The sequence below is a fragment of the Proteus terrae genome (assembly GCF_003144325.1).
Lineage (GTDB): Bacteria > Pseudomonadota > Gammaproteobacteria > Enterobacterales > Enterobacteriaceae > Proteus > Proteus terrae.
The window spans coordinates 229,811-243,398 of sequence record NZ_PENS01000001.1 but is presented as its reverse complement, the minus strand read 5'-3'; the positions used below and the strand labels follow the sequence as shown (position 1 = coordinate 243,398).

Below are 13,588 nucleotides of genomic sequence, written 5' to 3'. Positions count from 1 at the left end.
AGTCACATTCTTCTTATTGAATAGTACAGGAGTCAGAATATGTGTAGCACTTGCGGTTGTGGCGAAGGCAATGTCAGAATTGAAGGCGTAGAGCCTCATGCACATGAGCACCACCATCATCACTCTCATGACCATGATCATCACGACCACGGTCATCATCATGATCACAGCCATCATGGGCATGATCATCATCATGAACACAATGCTACTCCAGCGAATACTGTTCATAAATATATTGATAAGTCTGAACAAAAGCATAAGCATAACTACGAAACTCATGGTCAGCCTATCATCGTTCATCACCACTATTACCATAACAGTGGTGATGTTCACCTCCATTTTCATAACGATGCACAGCTAAACGAAACTCCTGTTTTCCATGAACATCATCATGGACATGACGATCATCATGAACACGCTCATTCACACAGTCATGACCATTCTCACAGTCACGACCATGCTCATGATCATAGCCATGAGCACTCTCATCATCATTCTCACAGCCACGATCACGAACACGAAGAGCAATTTAGCCCAGTGATTGAAAATCAGAATATGCATTATGGCCAAGGTGAAGCAGGAACACATGCTCCCGGTATTAGCCAAAAGCGTATGCTGAAAATTGAAATGGATGTACTGGATAAAAATAACCGTATTGCCGTTCATAACCGTGAACATTTTGAACAACAAAATGTGTTGGCATTGAATTTAGTTTCAAGTCCAGGCTCTGGTAAAACGACACTATTAACACAAACATTAAAACAGTTAGCGCAACGAGTGTCTTGTGCTGTGATCGAAGGTGATCAACAAACTACTAATGATGCGGATCGTATCCGTGAAACAGGTGTGCCAGCGATCCAAGTAAATACAGGTAAAGGTTGTCATCTTGATGCACAAATGGTGCATGATGCGACACACCAATTAGGCTTACAGGATAACAGCGTTCTCTTTATTGAAAACGTGGGTAACTTAGTTTGTCCTGCCAGTTTTGATTTGGGTGAAAAGCATAAAGTCGCTATTCTTTCTGTCACTGAAGGTGAAGATAAGCCTCTGAAATATCCGCATATGTTTGCTGCTGCTGATTTAATGATTATCAATAAAATTGATTTAGTGCCACATCTAAATATTGACGTTCAAGCCTGCATTGAATCAGCTCGCCGTGTTAATCCAAATATCGAAATCATTGCGTTATCAGCAACAACGGGTGAAGGCATGGAAGAGTGGTTAGCTTGGTTGGAGAGTCGTTTATGTGCTTAGGTGTCCCTGCTAAGATTGTTGAGGTGGGCGAAGACGTCCACCAACTCGCTTATGCCGAAGTCAGTGGCGTCAAACGTGCAGTTAATATTTCAATGGTATGTGAAGGCGAACCTAGTGAATTATTAGGCAAATGGGTACTTATTCATGTGGGATTTGCCATGAGTATTCTTGATGAGCAAGAAGCACAAGATACTCTTGATGCATTACAGCATGTCTATGGTGTGACCCTCGAAGAGGCTGATGATGCAGTACGTTGATGAATTTCGTGATCCCGAACTTGCGAAAGCTTTACTAGCCCAAATTCGTGAAACTATTTCACAATGGCCTCACCCTATTAAGCGTCCATTACAAATCATGGAAGTATGCGGTGGGCATACACATGCCATTTTCAAATTTGGTTTAGACCGCTTATTACCAGAAGAAATTGAATTTGTTCACGGGCCGGGTTGTCCTGTTTGTGTATTACCGATGGGACGAATTGATGCATGTTTAGAAATCGCAGCCCGTCCTGACGTAATTTTCTGTACTTTTGGTGATGCAATGCGAGTACCGGGTCGTAATGGCTCAATGCTTGATGCACGTCGTCGTGGTAGTGATATTCGTATTGTCTATTCACCACTCGATTCACTCAAAATTGCACAAGATAATCCAGACAAACAAGTTGTCTTCTTTGGTTTAGGTTTTGAAACGACAATGCCAAGTACAGCAATGACGCTACAACAAGCGAAATTGCGTGGGCTTAAAAACTTTTCTCTGTTTTGTCAGCATATTACTATCGTACCTACTTTACGTTGCCTACTAGAGCAAGATGATGTTCGCATTGACGGCTTTATTGCACCGGGGCACGTCAGTATGGTGATTGGTTGTACGCCATATCAACCGCTATGTGACGAATTTGAAAAGCCTTTTGTGGTGACAGGATTTGAACCATTAGACTTATTACAAGCTATACTGATGGTCATTAAACAACTTAAAGCAAAAGCAGAAAATACAGATTATGTTTTAAGTATTGAAAACCAATATAGTCGCATTGTACCGAATGAAGGTAATAAGTTGGCTCAAAAAGCACTTAGCGAAGTGTTTATGTTAAAAGAAACCAGTGAATGGCGCGGGTTGGGTGAGATCCCAATGTCAGGTATTCAATTAACACCAGCTTATTCTGAGTTTGATGCTGAGTTACGTTTTACACCTGCACCGCAGAAAGTGGCAGATAATCCACAATCTCGCTGTGGCGATGTATTAACAGGACGATGCAAACCTTCCGATTGCCCGCTCTTTGGTAAAAGTTGTACACCAGAAACGGCATTGGGTGCCTTAATGGTATCATCCGAAGGTGCATGTGCGGCTTATTATCAGTATCGCCGTGAAGGTAATATATGAAACAACCTGATGAAATCACCTTAGCCCAAGGAAATGGTGGGCAAGGTATGCAACAGCTTATCGAAGGACTGTTTTTAAAAGCGTTCGATAACCCATTATTAAATGAAAAAGAAGACCAAGCGCGGATCGCGTTAAATGAGTTAACCACTCTTGGCGATCGACTTGCATTTAGTACCGACAGCTATGTCATCGATCCCATTATTTTCCCCGGTGGAAATATTGGTAAATTATCTGTTTGTGGTACGGCTAACGATCTTTCTGTGGGTGGTGCGGTTCCTCGTTACCTTTCCTGTGGTTTTATTCTTGAAGAAGGGCTTCCATTTGAAACCCTAGAAATCCTTGTGATGGCGATGGCAAAAGCAGCTGCGCAAGCAGGAATACAGATTGTCACAGGGGACACGAAAGTCGTTCCTCGTGGTGCTGCGGATAAGATCTTTATCAATACTGCGGGTATTGGCGTTATTCCAACAGCAATTAATTGGGCGGCAAGCAATATCAAAGCGGGCGATAAGATCTTAGTGAGCGGTACTATTGGTGATCACGGCGCAACAATCCTGAATCTGCGTGAAAATTTAGGATTAGAGGCGGATCTACAAAGTGACTGCGCTGTTCTTGAGCCAATGATTGCACCTTTACGTCAAATTAAAGGAATTCGCGCCTTACGTGATGCAACACGAGGCGGAGTGACCGCAATTTTACATGAGTTTGCTCAAGCCAGTGGTTGTGGCATGAATGTGCATGAAAGCAAATTACCAATGAAACAATCTGTTCGTGGCGTTTGTGAATTATTAGGGCTTGAAGCACTAAATTTTGCTAACGAAGGAAAAATTGTTTTAGTGGTATCACCAGAAGCTGAAGCTCAAGTACTTGAAGCATTACATCAACATACTTTAGGTAAAGACGCTTGTACTATTGGTGAAGTTACCGAGGATAATTATATTCGGTTAACAGGAATTTTCGGGACTAGCCGTATTCTTGATTTACCCTATAACGAACCATTACCCCGTATTTGCTAATCACTTATTACCCACTTATAGATTGAATGATCACAAGATTTATAAGTGGGATAAGTTACCTATCTGTTACAAAAAATTTGTTATAACGCAAATTTCTCTCATTTATCTGAATACTGACTCTTTGATAAAAAAATTATTGGAGTAACATGTTCGGCCAATCCTACTGCGTGGAGAGGGTCTCTCGTAGAGGTAAGCTCTAGGAAAAAACATGTCTTGGTCAGAATTTAAATCTCAATACCTGATCCGTTTTTGGAAGCCTCTTCCAGCTGTTATTGCGGCAGGTATCTTATCAACTTACTACTTTGGTTTAACCGGCACTTTCTGGGCTGTCACGGGTGAATTTACTCGTTGGGGCGGTCACGTTATGCAATGGTTTGGTGCTCATCCTGAAGAATGGGGTTATTTTAAAATCATCGGTCTTGAAGGTACGCCATTAACGCGTATTGATGGCGTGATGATTATCGGAATGTTTGGAGGTTGTATTATGGCCGCTCTTTGGGCTAACAACGTCAAACTTCGTCATCCTCAGCATAAAATTCGTATTCTTCAAGCTGTTCTAGGTGGGATCATCGCAGGTTTTGGTGCTCGTCTAGCAATGGGGTGTAACCTTGCTGCTTTCTTTACTGGCATTCCTCAGTTCTCTTTACATGCTTGGTTTTTTGCTGTTGCAACGGCAATCGGCTCTTACTTTGGTGCCAAATTATCATTGATGCCTCTGTTTCGTATTCCGGTAAAACTGCAAAAAGTCAGTCAAGCTTCACCTATCACTCAAGATAAACAACGTGCGAAGCGCCGCTTTAGATTGGGAATGGTGATCTTTTTTGCCATGATTGCGTGGTCTTTAATTATTCTCTTTGATTCACCAAAACTGGGTTTCGCTATGTTAGGCGGTATTGGTTTTGGTATTTTAATTGAACGTGCGCAAATCTGTTTTACTTCTGCTTTCCGTGACTTATGGATAACAGGCAGAACCCATATGGCAAAAGCGATTATCATCGGTATGGCGGTGAGTGCGATTGGGATCTTCAGCTATGTTCAGTTAGGTGCTGCACCTAAAATTATGTGGGCAGGACCGAATGCCGTCATTGGTGGTTTGCTTTTCGGTTTCGGTATTGTTTTGGCCGGTGGATGTGAAACGGGTTGGATGTATCGTGCCGTTGAAGGCCAAATTCACTTTTGGTGGGTTGGGCTTGGTAACGTAATAGGTTCAACATTACTGGCTTATTATTGGGATGATTTTGCCTCAGTGATCGCAACGGATTATGACAAGATTAATTTACTTGATACCTTTGGCCCCGTGGGGGGATTAGGTGTGACGTATCTGATGCTTGGTGTGTCATTTGTATTATTACTTTGGTGGGAAAAACATTTTTTCCGTAAAAAAGCCCAACAAGCACAATCTATTTCAACGCAGATTAATAAGGAAATTGCATGAGCCAGAAAGACACTATTATTCCTGATTATCGTCTAGATATGGTCGGTGAACCTTGTCCTTATCCTGCGGTGGCAACGCTTGAAGCTATGCCATCACTGAAAAAAGGCGAAATATTAGAAGTGGTGAGTGATTGTCCTCAATCAATCAACAATATTCCACTTGATGCGAAAAATTACGGATATACCGTATTAGATATTCAACAAGATGGTCCGACTATCCGTTATTTAATTCAAAAATAAATTTTTATTAAATAAAAAACAGCCTATTTAGATAAAATGATAGGCTGTTTTCTTTAATAAAATGGCGTTACTCTGCTTCGCCGCCGAGGACTTCCGTGACGCGTTCAATCAAGGCGCTTAATTCACCGGTCATTAAAACAAAGTCAGCATCAAAACGTTGGGCAAAATCGGCTTTATCGATATCGTCATTTTGTTCACGTAAAGTTTCACTGAATTTGATCCGTTTGATAGAACCATCATCACAAAGCATAAATTGCAGACGATCTTCCCAATCTACAGAAAGTTTGGTAACAAATTTACCCGCTTCAATATGTGTCGCAATTTCGTCAGAAACCAATTCTTGTTTCTTACAACGAATGACACCGCCTTCATCTAGTACAGCTTTTAACTCTGCTTCATCCATTAAGGTAAAGCCTGCAGGGAGTTCTCCAGAGCGTACCCACTCTGTCATTTTTAATTCAACAGATTCATTAAAGTTCAGAGGAACAACTGGTAATGAACCTAAGGTTTTGCGTAACAAGGCTAAGTTATCTTCGGCGCGTTTTGCACTGCCTGAATCAACAATGACTAGCTGTTTTTCTAAATCTAGCCAAATAAAAGTTTGTGAGAATTTACTAAATGCGCGAGGAAGTAAGGTGTGAACTACTTCATCTTTTAGGGTCGCTTTTTCTGTTTTTTTCAGTTTGCGCCCTTGTTCACCTTCAAGTTTTTCAACTTTGTCTTGCAGTGCTTGCTTAATGACTGTCGCAGGTAAGATTTTGTCTTCTTTTCGTGCGCACATCATGACTTGTTTACCGGTTACATGGATAAGTGCTTCACCCCGATCGCCCATTGGTGAAACCCAACCTGTTCGAGTCATATCTTGGCTACTACAAGGTGTGAATGCCAATGAAGAAAGCTGTTGTTCTAACTCATCCATCGACAGTGCTATCTCTTTATTTAAGCGATAGACCAAAATATTTTTAAACCACAGCATCTGACATTCCCCTTAATCATTATTTACCACAATATGATACTGAATGTTTAGGGTATCTAAAAGGTAATATCCCTTAAAAGGAAATCTATGCAGTGTTATTTAATAAAAAGGTAAAAAAGCTGAAACGAATAATTAGTAACTCTACTCTATGATAATGAGTTTTATTCTTATTTGTGTCTAATTAATTAAGAGTTTTGATAATGAAATAACATGATTTTTAGCACAAATCATTATGTGATAATAATCACATAATTTTATTTTTATACTCTTTTTGTTTACAAACTGAAATCACTTTCAGATTTATCCCTGCAATAATTTACAAAACAAAAATATTCCTGACACTATCATGTGATAATTATCACAAAATTAGGAAAATGTAGGAGGGGGCTTTTCACAACAAACAAAGTGATTTCGATCACAAATTTTGATATTTTTTTTTCAAATATCGATAAAAGAGTACTATTGGGCTTTTTATGTTAACCATGGTAATAATTTAGATTTTGTAATGTTTGATTGGGTTTTGTTGTTACTTGTACGTATTGATTAGATATTGTGATTGAATGGTATTCTTATGCTTCTCTTTTTAATATTTGCAGATAATTATTCTTTTTATGATAGCGTGCTACTCGTTATCACTAGTTAAATTGTATTTAAATTCGACTTTGCCTTTATTTAAATAAGAAATAAATATAAAGAATAAAAATTATTAATTAAGAATAACAATATTCAAATCTTTAGTGTTATTTATTTAGTGGTTAAAATTAATACTTCCTTTTAAATATATTAAATAGGGAGATAAATTTTTTATTAGCAAAAAAAAGAGTCTTATAAAGAAATGAAATATAAAAGAAAAATCCAAAAGTGCTATTTTTAAAAAGTTGATTAAGTTCAAAAAACACGTATCTTTACCTTTAATTGTGATACCTATCACTTGGGTATGTAACCATGAAAATGCACATTGATGTAATTGTGGGCTACATCACGAAAGTAGGGCTTTTTTTTGAGTAACATGCCATTGAAAACTCAACAACCTATTTCTTTTCCTAACAGAAATAAAAGCAATGCCCTTATTTAAATATAATGAGGATATTATTTTTGTGTCTTATTGGTGATTACGTCTGTGTCAAGGAAATTAAAACCTTTAAGAAGATTTTGTAGAGTCATAATTAGTAGCTATAAAAATTATCAATTGTGAGAGCGATTTTCTTTTTCGAAATTCGTGGCAGAGATCTTTTGTCTGAATCTCAGGTCAATTATATACGGCGGTATTATTTTTGACCTTAAAGGAAATCATAAAACTATAGAAAATAGATGGGTATTTTAATCATGAAAAGCTTGAAGCCTCTAGCAGCACTGGTTGGTTTGTTGGTTCTTTCTGGATCTGCAAACGCAGTAAACGTGTATAACGATAAAGGTACACGTTTTGATGTGAATGGTCAGTTCCGTTTAAAAACGCAAGTGACTAGCCAAAATCATGAAATGAAAATGACGGATGATGGTAGTCGTATTGGTTTCTTTGGTTCGCATGAACTGACTAACGATATCAAAGTTTTTGGTAAATTAGAGTGGGGTTCAGACACTCAAAAAACTAACAGTGACAACCCTAAATCAAACTTTGAAATGTACAACCGTGTAGGTTATGTCGGTTTCTCTCATCGTGATTATGGACAAATTCAGTTTGGTCGTACTTATATTCCGATCGACTGGGTGAAAAAATCAAGCTATGGCTATGGTAACACCGGTGTATTCTACTTTAGCGATGTATTAGGTCGTTCAGTCGGTTATTCTGGTGGTGAAACGAGCGTTAATGGTAAATATGTAAATACGAATGGTGTTGGTAAAAACAACTTTATGACTCGTTTACCACAAACTATTTTTATTGAAACTAACCGTTATGAAGGCTTTAAATTAGCAGGTACTGTAACGGGTAAAACAGGTGATGATGGTCGTCGTGTTGCAGGTGATATTACACGAGCTTACTCATTAGTTGGTTTCTATAAATCAACCTTCGGCTTAGAATTTGATGCAGGTTATTCTGCAGCTAAAGGTGAAGCAAACAATTCAGGTCCAAATAAAGATAAAACACCTGAAAACAGTATCTTAGCTTTTGGTGCAGAATACTTCTTCCCAGGCCGTGAATTTTCTATTGGTTTAGACTATGGTCAATCTCGTGGTAAAAACCCTGGCTTAGCTCTCTATGAAAACCAATATAATAGCCCACGTGGTTGGAACTCAGTTAAAGGCAACTGGAAAGCAGATTTATATGGTGTTGGTGTGAAATGGCACTGGGATCGTATTGAAAGTGGTATGTATGCGGGTTACTACCTGCGTGATGGTGATGCAAACACGTTCAACTACAAAAAAGAAACCTATACTGTGGGTGTAGATAAACGTTTTGCAGTATCTAAATATAACAACTTACGTTTATTCGCTGAAATGGCATACGATGATGCTCGCAGTGATAACGTGAAGTATGAAGATAAAAAACAATATATCTTCGAAACGGGTATGCGTCTGTACTTCTAGTCCTAGTAAAGGCACTACCGTTTGACAGAAGTAACGAAAGGAGAGCCATTTTGCTCTCCTGTTAACCAATATATAAGGGGTGTGTAATGGTTAAGAATGTGTTGAAAATTTCAACATTAGCAATGTTTGTCGCATTCAACGTGAATGCTGCGACAGTCGATCTTCGTATTATGGAGACGTCTGATGTTCACAGTAACTTAATCGACTTTGACTACTTCAAAGACAAACCAACAGAACAGTTTGGTTATGTCCGTACTGCTAATTTAATTAAAGCAGCAAAAGCTGAAGCAACCAATGCGATTTTAGTTGATAACGGCGACTTGATCCAAGGTAGCCCGCTGGCTGACTATCAAGCAGCTAAAGGCTTAGAAAAAGGCGAATCTCATCCAGCTCACCAGCTGATGAACACCATGGGCTACACAGTAGGTAACTTTGGTAACCATGAATTCAACTATGGTTTAGATTACCTGAAAAAAGCCATTGCCGGTGCTAAATTCCCTTACATCAACGCCAACGTGATGGATGCGAAAACAGGCAAAAACTATTTCACACCTTATATCATTGTTGATACACCAGTAAAAGATCGTGATGGTAAAGAACACACTATCAAGATTGGTTATATCGGCTTCGTACCACCACAGATCTTAATCTGGGATAAAGCCAATCTGGATGGTAAGGTCGTTGTAAACGATATTACAGAAACAGCGAAAAAATTCGTCCCTCAAATGAAAAAAGAGGGTGCTGACCTGATTGTGGCTATTCCTCACTCTGGTTTCGCGTCAGAGCCATACAAAGCAATGGCGGAAAACTCTGTTTATTATTTAAGCGAAGTTGAAGGTATCAATGCAATCATGTTTGGTCACGCTCATGGCGTATTCCCAAGCAAAGAATTTGAAGGCATTAAAGGCGTAGATACAGCGAAAGGTACCGTAAATGGTGTTCCTGCTGTTATGCCAGGCCAATGGGGTGATCACTTAGGTGTCGTTGATATGGTTATCAATAACGACAGCGGTAAATGGGTGATGACCGAAGCAACAGGTGAAGCGCGTCCTATCTTTGATAAAGCAAACAAAAAAGCATTAGTTGAACGTGATGCTGAATTAGCTCAAATCATCGAAAAAGCACACCAAGGTACCCGTGATTTCGTGGGTAAACACATTGGTAAAGCTTCTGCCAACATGTACAGCTTCTTAGCATTAGTACAAAGTGATCCAACTGTACAAATCGTTAATGATGCACAAGTTGATTACACCAAACACTTTATTCAAGGTGATCCGAACTTAGACGGTTTACCAGTATTAGGTGCAGCTGCGCCATTTAAAGCGGGCGGTCGTAAAAACGCACCAGCAGACTTCGTAGAAGTTGAAAAAGGTGACTTAACATTCCGTAATGCAGCAGACTTATATCTGTATCCAAACACATTAGTGGTTGTTAAAGCGACCGGTGCTGATGTTGTTGAGTGGTTAGAATGTTCAGCAGGTATGTGGAACCAAGTTGATCCTAATTCAACTAAACCACAAGAACTGATCAACTGGGATGGTTTCCGTACTTATAACTTCGACACCATTAGCGGTGTGAACTATAAAGTTGACTTAACTCAACCAGCTAAATATGACGTTGATTGCCAAGTGGTTAACAAAGATGCGAATCGTATCAAAGATGTGACTTATGAAGGCAAACCAATCGATCCTAAAGCAACATTCCTGATCGCAACAAATAACTACCGTGGATACGGCGGTAAGTTCGCTGGTACTGGTGAAGCGAATATTGCGTTTGCATCTCCAGATGAAAACCGTGCAATCTTAGCTTCTTACATTGCTAAACAAACTAAAGAAAAAGGCGAAGTTGCGACTAAAGCTGCTAACAACTGGTCATTCTTACCTATTAAGACTGATAAAGCGTTAGATGTCCGTTTTGAAACTTCACCAAGTGAAAAAGCGGCTGCATTTATTAAAGATTTCGCTCAATATCCAATGACCTTCGTGGAAAATGATGAAATTGGTTTTGCAATTTACAAAATCGATTTAACTGAGAAGAAATAAGCAATTAAACCTGCCCGTTCAGGGCAGGTTTTTCTTACCTTTTTTGAACCAAGAGAGTAGATTTTATTGCTCTTTAAGGGGATTTTATGCGCTTTATGAAGCTATTACCTGCTGCTTTTGCTTTAGTGCTAGCAGGATGTGCAACGCAAGCACCTGAAATTACAGAACCATTAAAACCTCAAGCTAAATTAGTTGAAGGCGTATCTTGTATTTTACCTGATGCTCCAACGGCACCTTACGACTACATTGCTTCTAATGATCGCTATGGTCAAAACAGCACTGCATCAACAGATTATTTTAAGTTAGCGATTAACTACTCACCGGCTTTTTGTGATTATAAAAGTAATAATATTAAACGTTTAAATAACGATAATGAAAAAGATCGTGCAAAACGTGAGTACGATAAATTTGAAATTCAGTGTTTCTCTGATAACAAATTTGGCTGGATTGTTCATGGGCTGTGGGCTGAAACCTGTGATGGTAAATCATGGGAAGAGTGCCGCGATTGGAAAGACATACGCAAGCATCCTCGTTTATGTAAAGGCGATTTACCACCTTTAGAATACTCTGCTATTAAACCTTATCTGTGTGATTCTCCAGGTATTGATCTGTTACAAGGTGAATGGGAAAAACACGGTGTGTGTGCGTTTGATACACCAGATGCATTCTTTGGTAAACAAAAAGAGTTGTATGAAGCGTTAGTATTACCAGAAGGCCGTCCTTCAAATAGTGCATTGATTAAGTTCTTAAAAGAGCACAATCCATCACTGAAGGATAAAGAAATTCAAATTAATCGAGATGAATTCTATATCTGTTATAGCAAAGATTTCGAAGTAATTGATTGTCCGAAACGTGAATTTTGATCTTAGGGATAAATTTTAAATGAACCATAAATATAAACTCGTTGCACTTGCTGTAAGCTCAGTCTTATTAGCAGGTTGTGCAAAAAACTACGACGAAGCTAATGTTGTTGATGTGCGTGTTATCGCAATGAACGACTTCCACGGTGCGCTAAAAGCGCCAGGTCCAAACAAACCTGGTGGTATTGAGCACATGGCTACGTTAATTAAAGAAATGAAGAAAGATAACCCAAACAACATCGTTGTTGCGGCGGGTGATATGGTTGGTGCAAGCCCACTGTTATCTTCAATGTTCCATGATGAGCCTTCAATCGAAGCATTATCATTAGCAGGCTTAGAAGCAACTTCAGTGGGTAACCACGAATTTGATAAAGGCATGGGCGAGTTACTGCGTAAACAAAACGGTGGTTGTCACCCAGTAACGGGTTGCCAAGGCCCAACTGAGTTTAAAGGCGCAGATTTCCAATACTTAGCGGCTAACGTTATTGTTAACGAAACTGGCAAAACATTATTCCCAGAATACGTTATTAAAGAATTCAACGGTATTCCTGTTGCATTCATCGGTTTAACTTTAGAAGGTACTGCGGCTATCGTAACCCCTAAAGGAACCGAAGGCTTAAGCTTCCACAATGAAGCAAAAACAATTAACGCATTAGTGCCTCAGTTAAAAGCAAAAGGCGTTCAAGCAATTGGTGTTCTGATCCACGAAGGTGCTGCACAGCGTCGTGATGGTGGTCCAGTTAATATCAACGCATGTAATGGTATTACAGGTAAAGTACTGGGTGTTGTTGAACAATTAGATCCAGCTATCGACTTCGTTGTGACTGGTCATACTCACCAAGCTTATAACTGTACTATCAACGGTAAATCAGTGACATCGGCACAGTCTAATGGTGCAATGTTAACGCGTATCGACCTGAAATTAGATAAAACAACGAAAGATGTTGTTGATATCGAAGCTCGTAACATTTGGGTTGATAACCGTAAATACGAAAAAGATCCAGCAGTTACTAAACTGTTAGAAGCTTACGAAAAAATTGCTACCCCATTAGCTAATCGTATTATCGGTAAGTTAGAAGGTAACCTGAACAAGCAAACGAATGACGCGGGTGAATCTGCACTGGGTCAAGTGATTGCTGATGCGCATTTATATACTGCAAAACCAAAAGATATGGGTGGTGCACAAATCGCATTTATGAACAGTGGTGGTATTCGTGCTGATATGACTGGTGGTGATGTTTCTTATAACGCAATCTACACTGTACAGCCATTCTCTAACGTACTGTTAACTCAAACGTTAACGGGTGAACAAATCAAACGCCTATTAGAACAACAATGGGATCGTTCACGTCCACAAGTGTTAGCTGTTTCAGGCAACTTCCAATATACATGGGATAGCAAAGCCTCTAATGGTAACCGTGTTATCGTCGAATCAATGAAAATTGATGGCAAACCAGTGGATATGAAAGCATCTTACCGTGTTGTGGCTAACGAATACTTAGCAACAGGTGGTAGTAACTTCTCTGTACTGAAAGAAGGTAAAGATCCAGTTTACAGCGTGCCAGATGTTGATGCAGTCGTGAAATATTTTGCTGAGCAGTCTCCAATTGCTCAACCAAAAGCAAATAACATCACACGTAAATAACGTATTTTCATACGCCTTGTGAAAATCGCACCTTTTACTTTAGTAGAAGGTGCGTAAATAAATAAAGAGAGCAAAGTGTTGAACACAAAGGGTCCATCCCTACCTTTGTATTCATTGCGCACTTTGCTCTTTTTTTTATTAAAAATAACTGTGAATGACTTAAATGAGAGATAAAAAAAAGCCCACAATGGCTGTGGGCAAGGAATGAAAGT

Annotated in this window: 11 protein-coding genes; 10 read left to right on the top strand and 1 reads right to left on the bottom strand. The window is 39.2% G+C overall.

The annotated features are described in order from the left end of the window. Nucleotides 1–39: 39 nt before the first annotated feature. From hypB to yedF, 6 genes are all read left to right on the top strand, one after another. Nucleotides 40–1,257, top strand: coding sequence for a hydrogenase nickel incorporation protein HypB (gene hypB / locus DK857_RS01055; protein WP_109393215.1), 1,218 nt, complete (start codon nt 40–42; stop codon nt 1,255–1,257). Further along, nucleotides 1,248–1,514 (top strand): hydrogenase maturation factor HybG, encoded by a 267-nt coding sequence (hybG, locus tag DK857_RS01050; protein WP_006535180.1) that lies wholly within the window; start codon nt 1,248–1,250, stop codon nt 1,512–1,514. Before hypB ends, hybG begins: the two co-directional genes overlap by 10 nt. Next, nucleotides 1,501–2,637 carry a hydrogenase formation protein HypD gene (gene hypD / locus DK857_RS01045; RefSeq protein WP_075674243.1) on the top strand — a complete coding sequence of 379 codons (1,137 nt, stop codon included), beginning with the start codon at nt 1,501–1,503 and terminating at the stop codon, nt 2,635–2,637. Before hybG ends, hypD begins: the two co-directional genes overlap by 14 nt. Beyond that, nucleotides 2,634–3,653, top strand: coding sequence for a hydrogenase expression/formation protein HypE (gene hypE / locus DK857_RS01040; RefSeq protein ID WP_109401324.1), 1,020 nt, complete (start codon nt 2,634–2,636; stop codon nt 3,651–3,653). Before hypD ends, hypE begins: the two co-directional genes overlap by 4 nt. Before the next feature lie 208 nt (nt 3,654–3,861). Next, on the top strand, nt 3,862–5,088 hold the full coding sequence (yedE, locus tag DK857_RS01035) for a selenium metabolism membrane protein YedE/FdhT (RefSeq protein ID WP_075674241.1): 1,227 nt from the start codon (nt 3,862–3,864) through the stop codon (nt 5,086–5,088). Next, entirely contained in the window at nt 5,085–5,327 is a 243-nt protein-coding gene (gene yedF / locus DK857_RS01030) for a sulfurtransferase-like selenium metabolism protein YedF (RefSeq protein WP_006535172.1), read from the top strand. Before yedE ends, yedF begins: the two co-directional genes overlap by 4 nt. A 67-nt stretch (nt 5,328–5,394) precedes the next feature. Here yedF and rdgC read toward each other — a convergent pair whose 3' ends face one another. Next, the gene (gene rdgC, locus DK857_RS01025; RefSeq protein WP_109393218.1) at nt 5,395–6,303 is read right to left on the bottom strand and encodes a recombination-associated protein RdgC; all 909 of its coding nucleotides are present in this window, start codon (nt 6,301–6,303) and stop codon (nt 5,395–5,397) included. A 1,326-nt stretch (nt 6,304–7,629) separates the two neighbouring features. On the opposite strand from rdgC, the gene DK857_RS01020 reads away from it, so the two are divergent. The 4 genes from DK857_RS01020 (at nt 7,630) to DK857_RS01005 (ending at nt 13,376) form a co-directional block, all read left to right on the top strand. Beyond that, nucleotides 7,630–8,829, top strand: coding sequence for a porin (locus tag DK857_RS01020; RefSeq protein WP_227003099.1), 1,200 nt, complete (start codon nt 7,630–7,632; stop codon nt 8,827–8,829). An 86-nt stretch (nt 8,830–8,915) separates the two neighbouring features. Next, nucleotides 8,916–10,871, top strand: a complete 1,956-nt coding sequence (locus DK857_RS01015; RefSeq protein ID WP_109393220.1) for a bifunctional 2',3'-cyclic-nucleotide 2'-phosphodiesterase/3'-nucleotidase — start codon at nt 8,916–8,918, stop codon at nt 10,869–10,871. Nucleotides 10,872–10,957: 86 nt separating this feature from the next. Continuing rightward, nucleotides 10,958–11,734: a ribonuclease T2 family protein gene (locus tag DK857_RS01010; protein WP_069368615.1), complete on the top strand. Its 777-nt coding sequence runs from the start codon at nt 10,958–10,960 to the stop codon at nt 11,732–11,734. Between the two features lie 19 nt (nt 11,735–11,753). After that, nucleotides 11,754–13,376 (top strand): bifunctional metallophosphatase/5'-nucleotidase, encoded by a 1,623-nt coding sequence (locus DK857_RS01005; protein WP_075673988.1) that lies wholly within the window; start codon nt 11,754–11,756, stop codon nt 13,374–13,376. The last annotated feature ends 212 nt before the right edge of the window (nt 13,377–13,588 follow it).